Origin of the sequence: Trabulsiella odontotermitis (assembly GCF_030053895.1) — a bacterium.
Taxonomy (GTDB): Bacteria; Pseudomonadota; Gammaproteobacteria; order Enterobacterales; family Enterobacteriaceae; genus Trabulsiella; species Trabulsiella odontotermitis_C.
Genome location: NZ_CP125781.1, coordinates 2,221,647 through 2,235,464, shown reverse-complemented (window position 1 = coordinate 2,235,464; position 13,818 = coordinate 2,221,647). Strand labels below are relative to the sequence as shown.

Annotated in this window: 11 protein-coding genes; 5 read left to right on the top strand and 6 right to left on the bottom strand. The window is 55.1% G+C overall.

Annotated features, from left to right (window positions below):
* Positions 1–25: 25 nt before the first annotated feature.
* Positions 26–1,525, bottom strand: a complete 1,500-nt coding sequence (locus QMG90_RS10710; RefSeq protein WP_283283782.1) for an aldehyde dehydrogenase family protein — start codon at positions 1,523–1,525, stop codon at positions 26–28.
* Between the two features lie 233 nt (positions 1,526–1,758).
* Between QMG90_RS10710 and feaR the strand changes: the two genes are divergently transcribed.
* The gene (feaR, locus tag QMG90_RS10705; protein ID WP_283283781.1) at positions 1,759–2,667 is read left to right on the top strand and encodes a transcriptional regulator FeaR; all 909 of its coding nucleotides are present in this window, start codon (positions 1,759–1,761) and stop codon (positions 2,665–2,667) included.
* On the opposite strand, the gene QMG90_RS10700 is transcribed toward feaR, so the two are convergent.
* From QMG90_RS10700 to leuE, 4 genes are all read right to left on the bottom strand, one after another.
* Complete coding sequence (locus tag QMG90_RS10700; RefSeq protein WP_283283780.1) at positions 2,668–2,991, bottom strand: YdbL family probable chaperone protein; 324 nt, start codon at positions 2,989–2,991, stop codon at positions 2,668–2,670.
* 7 nt (positions 2,992–2,998) lie between these two features.
* Positions 2,999–3,184 carry a YnbE family lipoprotein gene (locus tag QMG90_RS10695; protein WP_283283937.1) on the bottom strand — a complete coding sequence of 62 codons (186 nt, stop codon included), beginning with the start codon at positions 3,182–3,184 and terminating at the stop codon, positions 2,999–3,001.
* Between the two features lie 5 nt (positions 3,185–3,189).
* Positions 3,190–5,829, bottom strand: coding sequence for a YdbH family protein (locus tag QMG90_RS10690; RefSeq protein WP_283283779.1), 2,640 nt, complete (start codon positions 5,827–5,829; stop codon positions 3,190–3,192).
* Positions 5,830–5,992: 163 nt separating this feature from the next.
* Complete coding sequence (gene leuE / locus QMG90_RS10685) at positions 5,993–6,631, bottom strand: leucine efflux protein LeuE (protein ID WP_283283778.1); 639 nt, start codon at positions 6,629–6,631, stop codon at positions 5,993–5,995.
* Positions 6,632–6,901: 270 nt separating this feature from the next.
* Between leuE and QMG90_RS10680 the strand changes: the two genes are divergently transcribed.
* On the top strand, positions 6,902–7,891 hold the full coding sequence (locus QMG90_RS10680; RefSeq protein WP_283283777.1) for a 2-hydroxyacid dehydrogenase: 990 nt from the start codon (positions 6,902–6,904) through the stop codon (positions 7,889–7,891).
* 124 nt (positions 7,892–8,015) lie between these two features.
* On the top strand, positions 8,016–8,438 hold the full coding sequence (gene hslJ, locus QMG90_RS10675) for a heat shock protein HslJ (RefSeq protein WP_283283776.1): 423 nt from the start codon (positions 8,016–8,018) through the stop codon (positions 8,436–8,438).
* Here hslJ and QMG90_RS10670 read toward each other — a convergent pair.
* The gene (locus QMG90_RS10670; protein WP_038154244.1) at positions 8,435–8,701 is read right to left on the bottom strand and encodes a putative hemolysin; all 267 of its coding nucleotides are present in this window, start codon (positions 8,699–8,701) and stop codon (positions 8,435–8,437) included. The genes hslJ and QMG90_RS10670 overlap by 4 nt on opposite strands.
* A gap of 389 nt (positions 8,702–9,090) precedes the next feature.
* Between QMG90_RS10670 and hlyE the strand changes: the two genes are divergently transcribed.
* Both hlyE and nifJ read left to right on the top strand, forming a co-directional pair.
* Positions 9,091–10,002, top strand: a complete 912-nt coding sequence (gene hlyE, locus QMG90_RS10665; RefSeq protein WP_283283775.1) for a hemolysin HlyE — start codon at positions 9,091–9,093, stop codon at positions 10,000–10,002.
* Positions 10,003–10,276: 274 nt separating this feature from the next.
* Entirely contained in the window at positions 10,277–13,801 is a 3,525-nt protein-coding gene (gene nifJ / locus QMG90_RS10660) for a pyruvate:ferredoxin (flavodoxin) oxidoreductase (protein WP_283283774.1), read from the top strand.
* Positions 13,802–13,818 lie beyond the last annotated feature (17 nt).

Here is a 13,818-nt window from a genome sequence, read left to right as displayed (position 1 = left end):
GAAAGCCCCTTTGTTATTCAGATGGTTAATACCGCACGCACACCGACTTCGTTTCACACCAGCCGTCCAGCCAGTCGGGGCCGAAATCGCGGCCAGTGCCAGACTGTTTCATGCCGCCGAATGGCAGGTTGGCGTCGATCAGCGTGTGGCTGTTGATCCACACGGTTCCCGCCTGCAGACGATCGCTCCAGGATAGTGCCGCCGACAGGTCGCGCGTCCAGACGCTGGCGGTCAGTCCGTATTCAGTGTCGTTCGCCAGTTGCAGTGCTTCTTCGCCATCAGCGACACGGACCAGATTTACCACCGGGCCGAACACTTCTTCGCGGGTCAACCGCAGGCTGGCATCGGGATTGACCACCAGCGTTGGCGCGACATAGTACCCGTTCCCCCCAGGCCCGGCGCTGCCGCTCAACAGCTCAGCGTTATTTTGTTGCGCTTCATGCAAAAATGCCTGCACTTTGTCGCAGTGCGCCCGAGACACCAGCGGGTTGATGTGCGCCGTTTCAGACATACCTGGCCCGACGTTCAGCGATTTCACCGCCTGTTCAAAGCCACTCACCAGATTGTCGAACAACGGCGCTTCGATGTAGATCCGCGAGCTGGCGGCGCATACCTGCCCCTGATTGAGAAAACTGCCGGTCATCAGCCCTTCAATGACCCACTGCGGGTCGGCGTCTTTCAGTACGATTGCCGGATTTTTACCGCCGAGCTCCAGCGTGACACGGGTCAGGCGGTCGGCGGCGCTGCGGGCGATCTGTTTGCCGGTTGCCGTTGAACCGGTAAAGCTCACTTTCGCCACCTGCGGGTGCGAGGTCAGCGCTGCGCCGCACTCGCTGCCGCTACCGGTCACCACGTTGAACACACCGTCCGGGATCCCCGCTTCGGTCGCCAGTTCGGCCACGCGTAGCAGCGTCAGTGGCGTGGTTTCCGACGGTTTAATGACGATTGAACAGCCTGCCGCCAGCGCAGGCATCACCTTCCACATGCCAATCATCAGCGGGAAATTCCACGGCACGATCCCGGCGACGACGCCAACGGGCTCTTTACGTGTCCACGCCTGATAACGTGCCCCTTCCGGCATCGGAATGGAAACATCCAGCGTGCTGCCGGTGATTTTGGTGGTCAGCCCGGCGGTGTAGCGCATCCAGTTCAGGGTGCAGCCCACTTCGAAGGCACGCGAGATATGAATGGATTTTCCCTGCTCGAGCGTTTCGAGCTGCGCCAGTTCTTCCGTATGCTGCTCAACCAGATCGGCGAAACGCAGCAGGATGCGCTCACGCTCTGCCGGTAAACGCCCCGCCCAGGTGCGGGCGACAAACGCTTTCCATGCCGACATTACCGCCTTATCAACATCAGCAGCGCTGGCATCGACGGTGGTGGCGATGGGCTCGCCGGTGGCCGGGTTGTAGATCGTTAAGCGCTTTTCACTTTGTGCCGCCTGCTGTCCCCCATCAATATAAAGACCATGCTGACGATCCAGAAACATCTGCACGCTGGCAAGCGTTGCGACCTGAGAACCGGACATACCCACTCCTTATTTTCACCAATAGTGCATTCAGTCTAGGGGCGGATAGCAGATCGCGCTTTTTTCTCCATGACATTCGTTTTTACCGCTGTGACAGGTACTGCAAACGGCATTTTTTTATGCCGCAAAAGTGTGCCGGGGGTAATAGTTCTTTCATATAGTTGCCAGCACGGGGTTGTTTTAATCAACATAACAGCAACAATAATAAAACAATTTTCCCACCTGGATGGTCTATGACGCAGGCAGACGACAAAGAGAGTTATCGGGCATGGCTGGCGAAGGTCAACCAGCTATGTGGAAACTTTGCCGCACGTCCGCTGGACGGAAAGTTTTACGGTGAGATCGAATCCGGATATGCGCGGGGGTTAAAACTGAGCACTGTGACCACTCGCGGGGTGAATCTGTACCGTTCGCAGGAGGAGATCAGGCGCGGTAATGACACCTGGTTTTATACCGTGTTTCAGCTCGAAGGACAGGCAGTAATGGAGCAGGATGACCGGCAGGTGATCCTCGAAGCCGGTGATATCACGCTTATCGACGCCGCGCGCCCCTGCTCTTTTTACTGGCAGCAAACGTCGCGCCAGGTCTCGCTGTTATTGCCGCGCCAGAAGCTGGAACAACAGACGCGTCTGAGAACAATCAGCAACGCAACGCGGCTGGCGAAAACCCTGCCGATGGTGCAACTGAGCCACCGTCTGTTGCAGGAAAGCATGACCAGCCCGGGAATGAATGAGAATGAAAGCGAGGCAGCGCTGGAAGCCATCATCTGCCTGTTGCGTCCGGTACTGTATCAACAGGACGCCATACCCACGCGTCGCGATCGTCAATATCAGAAAATCATGGCGCTGATTGATGAATACATTCAGTCAGAGCAGTTGCGCCCGGAATGGCTGGCCAGTGAAACCGGCATGTCGGTACGCAGTTTGTACCGGATGTTCGCAGATAAAGGGCTGGTGGTGGCGCAGTACATTAAAAATCGTCGTCTCGACCTCTGCGCGCAGGCGCTGCGCAATGCGCATGATGATGAAAAACTGGCGGGAATTGGTTACCGCTGGGGCTTTACCGACCACAGCCATTTTTCAACGGCGTTTAAGCAGCGTTTCGGGTTATCGCCGGGGGAATACCGCAAGCGCTACCGGTAATTATTTCTTCAGCCACTTACCATTAAGCCCTTTTACGTACTCGCCAGGCTGCGCGCGGGCGACCAGTTTTTTCCCGGCCATTTTCGCCACTTCATCGACCGGCAGATTATTGCTGTCCGCCAGTTGTTGATAGCTTTCGCTACGGGCATCGTTAATGTTTTTCACCAGCGCCAGGGTCTCTTTATCCTGGGCGATCGGCGCCAGATAACCGTTCAGGGTTTCGCCCACGCGCCCCTGCTGCCGCGCCTCGGTGAGGGTCAGCGCCAGTACGGAGGTGCTCATCAGGCTCAGGCTAATCAGTGTTGCCAGCAGAAATTTTTTCATCGGCACCTCAGAACAGATCGCTGCGCGATTTCAGCAGGTTTTCAACGTCCTTATCCACCTTGATATGGATCTCATGCTCAATTTTGACATTCATATTGATGGTAATCGGCTCCTTTGGCGCGGCGACTTCAATACGCGGTGTGCAGGCTGCCAGCATCATGGCCGCCGCTGCGCACAGCAGGACGGTTAACATTCTCATTATTGTTGCTCCTTACATTCCTTGCCGCCTGCGCAGCGTAGCGCGGGTAGCGCCGCATTTTGTTCAAGCCACGCCTGTAAATTGTCGCCAAAACGCAGGCTGCGCCACAGGTCGAAGACATTTTCTTCATGGGTATAGTTCAGGTGTACCGTATTGCTTTTCCCTTCCACATGGCTGATGCCGGTGATCGTCGCCGTGAGGGTTAACAACCCCAGATTATCTAAATTGATACGGGTCCACGAGCGGGAAATTTCCATATAGCGCAGCCAGTTGATAGCGGCGCCAGCAGCGATGTTATCTTTCACCACGGCATCGGCGGTGTCTTTATCGATGCGTAACGTCATTGCCGATGGATTCGTCAGCCAGCCATCTTTAATAATCCATTTTTCATTGTTCAGCCACAATGGCAACGCACCGTTGACCGGGCCGGACATGGCAAACTGCTTCGGATTCACGGCGCTAATCAGTTCACTGGTGGAGATGTTCTGCAGGCGTAGCAGCGCCGCATCGTGTTGCGGCATTCGCAATTGTTGCATGGTGAGTTGTCCACCGAGAATATCGACGCTAACATTGCTCAGTAATAACGGATTTTCCTCACTCCATGGATAGCTGCCCTGCAGATCCGCCGTCAGGTTTTTCGCGGTGACCTGGTTGACGATTTCAGCGATGCGCAGCGACACCGGCCGACGCGTACCGAGTTGCCAGGTGCCCTCGCTGAAACGGAATGGCAGCACAAAATCGACACCGTTGATTTCGTTATCCGGCATCCAGGCGCTGCCGCCCTTCAGCACGCCATGACCGCCGGCTTCAAAGCCCTGACCAGCCGCGGCAGAGAATGCGACCTGCGCATACAGTTCCCCTTCACGCAGGGTCATTTTCATTTCCGGCGGCACCAGCGGCTGAAAAACCGTCAGGGATTGTTTCGGCCACCAGGCTTCGCCGCGCAAGCGTTCGCCATCCCAGCGCCCGTGCAGGCGGATCGGGCCAATCCTGTCGGCATGGAGATCGCCTTTAAACAGGAAATACGTTGGGTCGCGCCCGGTCACACTGAATTTTAGCGTCGATGGCGGCAATACGCTGCCGCCGGTGAAGGTGGTCTGCCCGGCATCAAATGACAACGCACCGGTAAATTTGGGATGCTGCTCGTCGCGCTGCCACTCAATGGGTTCATCAAGCGTCAGGCGTGGCTGACTGACCCGCATAGTGCCATATTCCAGCTTGTCAAAACCGGTGGAAAGTGTCTTCAGCACGATGGCGCTGTCGTGCCACATGCCGGTTCCGGCAACGTCCCAGCGTGCCTGCATCGGTGTGAAATTGCCGTCGCCCCAGTAACGCCACTGCCAGGTGCCGTTGTCCGGCAGGAAGTTATCTGCCTGGCCATCCAGATGCAGGGTGAAGTCCCCCATCTCCTGTTCGTGCGCCCGCAGAATAGCCTGTAACCGCCCGTCAACACCCTGTTGCGTGACCCTGACGCCCGCCAGCGGCCAGCGGATTTCATCAATATTCAGCGAATCAATCACACGCCCGCGCGAGCGCAATAACGCGCCCGGTTCAAACGCCAGTTGCGGGGAACTCAACGGACCACTGAGCGCTGCGGGAAGCTTCGCGTAAAAAATGAGATCGCCCTGTTTGGCTTCACCGGTGAGTTGCATTGGCATGGCGCTGTTGTTCATGCTCAGTTTTCCCGGGCCAAAGGTCAGGACGGCGTTGCCCTTACCCGCATCGCCTTGCGTCAACACGTTAAGACGACCACTGATTTGCATCGTGTCGGGGCCCTGCTGCCACTGCTCTGCCTTCAGCGCCACGCGGCCACTCAGTGGTTGCTCCTGATATGGCCAGCGCCAGCGGCCGTCGCTGATGGTCGCCAGATGCCCGGTGATTTCCCAGGGGAGATCGAGCAGCGGATCGGGATCGCCGCTGGCGGTGACGATAAGCTGCCCGCGGTTCTTCTCCCAGAGCAGTTCTGCATCCACCAGCCCCGGCCCTTGCGGCACCTCAAACGAGGAATAAAGATGACCGGAGACCGGTAAGCCGTCCGGCACCAGCGGCAGGGTGAAATCTCCTACCAGCTTCACCGGCGGCTGCCCTTCCACCATTTTTGCTTCGAATTCGCTGACGGTCAGCGTCTGCCCCTTCAGGCGCGCCCGTAATGATACCGCCTCGCCCTGATAAGTGATGTCCTGAACCGCGGGCGTTAAGGCGACACTCAGTTTCCCTTGCCACTGCTGCCAGGGAGAAAGCGTCAGACGATCAATGGATAACCAGCTATTGGGCAGCATTGACTGCCACTCCGCCAGCGTTCGCGGCGCACCGGGCGTCGCCTCGCTTTCCGGCAGTTTGCTCAGGCAGACGGAATCCACATCTAATGAGGCGATATGCAGTTGCCAGCGGCTGGGATGAGTGATTTCTGCGCCCGACAGGCGCGCCAGCTCGCAGTCGCCGACCAGATAGCGCAGGCTGGGGATTTTGATGGCTGAACGGGTCAGACGCGGGCTGTCATCCAGCGCGATGCGGGTACCGGCCGGCAGCCAGATCCCCGCAAGCGTAGGCACCCAGCGCGTCAACGTTAACAGCAGCGCCAGGGGGAGAATAAAAAAAATCACCAGCAGCGCAATGGCGGCTTTATAGCGACCCTTCATGGGCAACGAATATCCTGCTGTATTGTTATTCTGACCAGACAGAGTCGGTATTGTGGCATGTTCGCCAGGCCAGTTGAAGTCACGGCCAGTTTAAGGATAGATGCAGCAAGGGTAATCGCAACGTGGCGTCAAAATGCGTAATCACGAATACCCGTTGGGCTTATCAGGACTGAAGCGTCGCCAGACGCGCGGCGAAACCGACGAACACCAGGCCAATAAGGCTGTTGCCGATTTTTGCCAGTTTCTTTTTGGTTTTTACGTAGCGTGTTACGAAGGAGCCGGAGACGATCAGGAAGCTCAGATAGGTGAAACTCACCAGCTCCAGCGTCAGGGCGAGAATGAAGAACGCAATGCCAGGGCTGGCGGCGTTGACATCAATAAACTGCACGAAGAACGAGACGTAAAACAGAATCGCTTTCGGGTTGGTCAGGCTGAGCACCAGCGCGCGCTTGAGGATAGCGCTGCCCGGCTCCGTGCCGTCAGACATGTGCTTGTCGCGCTGAGTCAGCGTAGCGTAGAGCATTTTGCCGCCGAGCCACAGCAGGTACATGGCACCAAGATAACGGACGATGTTAAACAGCACCGGCGTGGTTTTGATAAGCGTCGCGACGCCCGCGTAAGCGAGGAACATTAACACGGCATCACCAATAAAGACGCCCAGCGCCGCCAGATAGCCTTTTCGGATCCCGTGAGCCACGCCGGTCTTGAGAACAAAGAAGGTATTCGGTCCGGGAACCAGAATGATGAAAATCGCGCCAATCAGGTAGGTCCAGTAGCTTAAAACGCCAAACTCCGCAAACACGTGTTACTCCCGTTCGTCCATTGATAGCTTCCTGAAGCAGAAAGCGTTACCTTGATCACAGAATGCTAACGCAGAGCGCGTCGCCTTGAAAGGCCCAAACATGCTTTCGAATACGGCGTCGCCCATTCGGGTTTATGCTTACAATCATTGATAACGTTTTAATCACACGGGTTTGCATTGTGTAACCTGTTGATTACACAGCATTTCAACGATTGTAAGAAACTTCCGAATATGCTACTGTGATGCTAAAAATCACTGGAGGAAAGCCTTATGAAAATCGCCGTTTACAGCACAAAGCAATACGATAAAAAGTATTTGCAAGAGGTTAATAATGCATATGGCTTTGAACTCGAGTTTTTCGACTTCCTGCTCACCGAAAAAACCGCGAAAACGGCAAACGGTTGTGAGGCCGTGTGCATCTTCGTCAATGATGACGGCAGCCGTCCGGTGCTGGAGGAACTGAAAAAGCATGGCGTGAAATATATCGCGCTGCGTTGCGCCGGGTTTAATAACGTCGATCTCGATGCGGCGAAAGCGCTTGGTCTGCGCGTAGTGCGCGTTCCGGCCTACTCGCCAGAGGCCGTGGCTGAGCACGCTATTGGCATGATGATGACGCTGAACCGCCGCATTCATCGCGCTTATCAGCGTACCCGTGACGCCAACTTCTCCCTTGAAGGGCTGACCGGCTTCACCATGTACGGCAAAACCGCCGGGATCATCGGCACCGGGAAAATCGGCGTCGCCGCCCTGCGGATCCTCAAAGGCTTCGGCATGCGCCTGCTGGCGTTTGATCCCTACCCGAGCGCCGCTGCACTGGACATCGGTGTGGAATACGTTGACCTGCCGACGCTGTTTTCCGAGTCAGACGTCATTTCGCTCCACTGCCCGCTGACACCGGAAAATTATCACCTGCTGAACCCGACAGCATTCGAACAAATGAAAGACGGCGTGATGGTGATCAACACCAGCCGCGGTGGACTGATCGATTCCCAGGCAGCGATCGAAGCACTGAAAACGCAGAAAATCGGCGCGTTGGGAATGGACGTGTATGAGAACGAACGCGACCTGTTCTTCGAAGACAAGTCCAATGACGTGATCCAGGATGATGTTTTCCGCCGTTTGTCAGCCTGTCACAACGTGCTGTTTACCGGTCATCAGGCCTTCCTGACCGCCGAGGCGCTGACCAGCATTTCAGAAACCACGCTGGAAAACCTGCGCCAGATTGAAAGCGGCGACACCTGCCCGAACGCGCTGGTATAACCGCCTCGCCTGCCTGCTCCCCCGCGCCGGGGGAGCACTTTCAGATAATCCCCAAAGACGCCGCCAGCGGTAGAGTTACACTCCCTCTGAAGTATTCATGAAGTGAATAAAAAAGGAAGCAGTAATGAACAAGACCATTTTGCTGTTGGCAGCGGGAATGCTGTTGGCAGGTTGTGTTAACACCAGCAAAGTGACCGTCAACGCGTCGCAGTTAGAGCATCATCGTTTCGTGCTGGAAAGCGTGAACGGCAAGACTATCCCGGCAGGGAAAAATCCACCGGAACTGAGTTTCGGTGAGAAAATGCACCTCTCCGGCAGCATGTGCAACCGTTTTACCGGTCAGGGAAAACTGTCCGAGGGTGAACTGAAAGCGAAAGATCTGGCGATGACGCGCATGATGTGCGCGGATGCACAGCGTAATGAGCTGGATAACATTCTGAGCACTATGCTCAGCAAAGGGGCACAAGTCGACCTGACCGGCGACCAGTTAACACTGGCAACGGCTGAGCAAACGCTGGTATACAGACTGTCTGATCTGATGAATTAGTAGTTGCCGCACGTCCCGGTGGCAAGAGCCTGCTCTCCGCATCTTTTGCCATTGGGTAATGCGCACATGCCGATCGCTGAGCCATCCAGTTGACGGGCAACGGACAACGAACCGCCGACCATTGCGCAATTTGCCTGTCCGGTGTCAGACATCGCAGCTCGCATCCCTGGCGCGACATGCGCGGCAGTTGCCTGCTGTACGGGTTCGTTGCTACAGGCCGACAGCAACAGCACGGCACATCCCACTAAAAAAGCTGCACGCATCTTTTCTCTCCCCTCAATATCAGCAAAATCCTATGCATCATAGGCAGCGTAACGCCTGACGTCGAGAGCCAGATTGCGATTTTATGCGCTACAGAAACATTTTTTAGCGATTTTTTCCCGTTTCCTCTTTTAAAAGATTTCATCATATATTCCGCAGCAGAAGTCATGAAACCTCCCCTGCGCCATCATCCCCTTTAAAAACAATAAATTATAATTGTCACTATAAATGGACCACACCTTATTTGATATTTATCATATTACATTCCGAAATCACATTGACATAACCCATTTGAGCAATTATCTAATTATATATAAATTTAACACTACATTTTAAATAGAGGCATGATGAGAGCATTGTCAGGAGTAAAATTTCCAGGAGGAGAATAGTGATGACTGACATGACTGCAGGGCAAACCGTAGAAGTCGTTAAAACATCCATTGAAACAGCAGACAAAGCATTAGATCTCTATAACAAATATTTAGATCAGGTTATACCATGGAATACGTTTGAAGATACAGTAAAGGAGCTTAGCCGTTTTAAGGATCAATATTCACAGGCCGCATCTGTTCTGGTAGGTGACATTAAAACTCTGCTGATGGATAGTCAGGACAAGTACTTTGAAGCAACGCAGACTGTGTATGAATGGTGTGGCGTCGCTTCACAATTGCTTGCTGCTTATATTTCATTATTTGATGAATATAATGAAAAAAAAGCCACCGCACAGAAAGATATTTTAATTAAAGTACTAGATGACGGCATCAAAAAACTCAGTGATGCGCAAAAATCGCTCCTGATAAGCTCCCAGAGCTTTAACGCTGCATCAGGAAAGCTGTTGGCGTTAGATAGTCAGTTAACCAATGATTTCTCTGAAAAAAGTAGCTATTTCAATTCTCAGGTCGATAAAATTCGTAAGGAAGCCTACGGCGGTGCAGCGGCTGGCGTTGTCGCAGGGCCCTTTGGATTAATCGTTTCCTATTCCATTGCCGCGGGTGTCGTAGAAGGTAAATTAATACCCGAGTTAAAGAAAAAGCTAAAATCCGTTCAGGATTTCTTTGTTAACTTATCTAAAACAGTCAAACAGGCGAATACCGATATCGATTCTGCTAAACAGAAGTTGATTACCGAGATAAAAGCCATTGGCGAGCTGAAAACTGAAACGGAAACCACACGGTTCTACGTCGACTATGATGACTTAATGCTGTCCTTATTAAAAGACGCGGCACGAAAAATGATTTCAACCTGCAACGAATACCAGACGCGGCATGGCAAGAAATCAGTTAATCCGGGGCCAATCGCCTGATAATTTTTTATTTGCATCAGGCGTTCTGGCAAATGGCACTAAAAAGACAACCCGCTGATATGGCGGGTTGTCTTTTTCTGTGCGCGACGGGGCACATACCGCAGGGTTGATGGACATTAATTGCGACGCGAATGACGCAGTCTTCTGCCAGAATGATGTATGGCACACAAGGAAAGTGGATACTTGCAGTGTTTTCGCCAGGGATGACCCGGCGGGTTATGGAAGTAATGTAAATACTCTATTATTCAACACATTAGACAGCACTGGATAGCATATGATCACAATTGACGGTAATGGCGCGGTCGCTTCGGTGGCGTTTCGTACCAGTGAAGTTATCGCCATCTACCCGATTACGCCCAGCTCAACGATGGCGGAACAGGCAGATGCCTGGGCAGGTAACGGGCTTAAGAATGTGTGGGGCGATACGCCTCGCGTGGTTGAGATGCAGTCAGAGGCTGGAGCCATCGCGGCGGTTCATGGCGCGCTGCAAACCGGGGCGCTTTCCACCTCCTTTACGTCATCCCAGGGCCTGCTGTTGATGATCCCGACGCTGTACAAGCTGGCGGGTCAGTTAACGCCGTTTGTATTGCACGTCGCGGCCCGCACAGTGGCGACGCATGCGCTGTCGATTTTTGGCGATCACTCCGACGTGATGGCGGTGCGCCAGACAGGTTGCGCGATGCTGTGCGCCAGTAACGTCCAGGAAGCGCAGGATTTTGCGCTGATCTCGCAGATAGCGACGCTCAACAGCCGCGTGCCATTCATTCATTTCTTTGATGGTTTCCGCACGTCTCACGAAATCAATAAAATCATTCCGCTGGCGGATGACACCCTGCTCAGCCTGATGCCGCAGAAGGCCATCGACGCGCATCGCGCTCGCGCGCTGAATCCGGAGCATCCGGTGATCCGCGGCACCTCCGCGAACCCGGACACCTACTTCCAGTCTCGCGAGGCGACTAACCCATGGTACAACGCGGTCTGCGATCACGTCACCCAGGCAATGGATGATTTCGCGGCCGCTACCGGTCGCCAGTACAAACCGTTTGAATATTACGGTCACCCGCAAGCAGAACGGGTGATCATCGTGATGGGTTCGGCCATCGGCACCTGCGAGGAAGTGGTGGATGAGCTGCTGACCCGCGGCGAAAACGTCGGCGTGCTGAAAGTTCGCCTCTATCGCCCCTTCTCTGCTGAACATCTGCTGGAGGCGTTGCCGGCGTCTGCCCGTGCGGTGGCGGTGCTCGACCGCACTAAAGAGCCTGGCGCGCATGCTGAACCGCTCTATCTCGATGTGATGACCGCGCTGGCGGAAGCCTTTAACCGTGGCGAACGCGAAACGCTGCCACGGGTGATCGGTGGTCGCTATGGTCTGTCGTCGAAAGAGTTTGGTCCGGAGTGTGTGCTGGCGGTGTATCAGGAGCTGAGCCAGGCGAAACCGAAACCGCGCTTTACCGTCGGGATCTATGACGACGTCACTAACCTCTCCCTGCCGCTGCCGGAAAATACCCTGCCCGCGACCGCGAAGCTGGAAGCGCTGTTTTATGGTCTCGGCAGTGATGGCAGTGTGTCAGCCACCAAAAACAACATCAAGATTATTGGCAACTCGACACCGTGGTACGCGCAAGGCTATTTCGTTTATGACTCTAAAAAAGCCGGTGGTCTGACGGTTTCGCATCTGCGCGTCAGCGAACAACCGATTCGCTCAGCGTATCTGGTTTCACAGGCCGATTTCGTTGGCTGCCATCAGTTGCAGTTTATCGATAAATACCAGATGGCCGAACGCCTTAAGCCCGGCGGGATCTTCCTGCTCAATACGCCGTACAGCGCCGATGAAGCCTGGGCGCGTCTGCCGCAGGACGTTCAGGCAGTGTTGAATCAGAAAAAAGCCCGCTTTTATGTGGTGAACGCGGCGAAAATCGCCCGTGAATGTGGCCTTGCTGCGCGCATTAACACCGTGATGCAGATGGCGTTTTTCCATTTGACGCAGATCCTGCCCGGCGACAGCGCGCTGACGGAACTGCAGGGCGCGATTGCAAAAAGCTACAGCAGCAAAGGTCAGGATCTCGTCGAGCGCAACTGGCAGGCGCTGGCGCTGGCTCGCGAATCCCTCGCTGAAGTGCCGCTGCAACCGGTGAACGCGTCCAGCCCGTATCGCCCGCCAGTGGTTTCCGACGCGGCGCCCGATTTCGTCAAAACCGTGACCGCTGCGATGTTGGCCGGGCTTGGCGATGCGTTACCCGTCTCCGCGCTGCCGCCGGACGGCACCTGGCCGATGGGCACCACCCGCTGGGAAAAACGCAACATCGCTGAAGAGATCCCCATCTGGAAAGAAGAACTGTGCACCCAGTGTAACCACTGCGTTGCCGCCTGCCCGCACTCGGCGATTCGCGCCAAAGTCGTGCCGCCGGAAGCGATGGCAGACGCGCCCGCCAGCCTGCACTCGCTGGATGTCAAATCCCGCGATATGCGCGGGCAGAAATATGTATTGCAGGTCGCGCCTGAAGACTGCACCGGTTGTAACCTGTGTGTTGAAGTCTGCCCGGCAAAAGACCGACAGGATCCTGACATCAAGGCCATTAATATGATGTCGCGCCTGGAACATGTGGAAGAAGAGAAAGTGAATTATGACTTCTTCCTCGACCTGCCGGAAATCGATCGCAGTTCGCTGGAACGCATTGATATCCGTACCTCGCAGCTCATCACCCCGCTGTTTGAATACTCCGGCGCCTGCTCTGGTTGCGGCGAAACGCCGTACATCAAACTGCTGACGCAGCTGTATGGCGACCGCATGCTGATTGCCAACGCCACCGGCTGCTCGTCGATCTACGGCGGTAATCTCCCTTCGACGCCGTACACTACTGATGCCAACGGGCGCGGTCCGGCGTGGGCCAACTCGCTGTTTGAAGACAACGCCGAATTTGGCCTCGGCTTCCGTCTGACGGTTGATCAGCATCGCCAGCGCGTGATGCGTCTGCTGGAGACCTTTGCCGACAAACTGCCCGCAGAACTGAACGACGCCCTGCACGCGGAGGCCACACCGGACGTGCGTCGTGAACAAGTTGCCGCGCTGCGCCAGCATCTGGCAGGTGTTGAAGGCGCACAGGAATTACTGACGGATGCCGACGCGCTGGTGGAAAAATCCATCTGGCTGATCGGCGGTGATGGCTGGGCATATGACATCGGCTTTGGCGGGCTGGATCACGTGTTAAGCCTGACCGAGAACGTCAACATCCTGGTACTGGATACCCAATGTTATTCCAATACCGGCGGCCAGGCCTCGAAAGCCACACCGCTCGGCGCAGTCACTAAATTTGGCGAACATGGCAAGCGCAAAGCGCGCAAAGATCTGGGCGTCAGCATGATGATGTACGGTCATGTGTATGTCGCGCAAATTTCGCTCGGCGCACAGCTCAACCAGACGGTGAAAGCGATTCAGGAGGCAGAAGCCTATCCGGGACCGTCGCTGATCATCGCTTACAGTCCGTGTGAAGAGCACGGCTATGACCTGGCGTTGAGTCACGATCAAATGCGCCAGTTAACTGCCACCGGCTTCTGGCCACTGTATCGCTTCGATCCGCGTCGGGCTGATGAAGGCAAGCTGCCACTGGCGCTGGATTCCCGCCCACCGTCAGACGCGCTGGCCGAAACGTTGATGAATGAGCAACGCTTCCGTCGTCTCAACGCACAGCAACCAGAAGTCGCAGATCAATTGTGGAAAGACGCCGCCGCTGATTTGCAGAAGCGTTATGACTTCCTGGCACAGATGGCAGGTAAAGCAGAAAAAGCATCGTCCGAGTAATTAAAACCTGACGAATA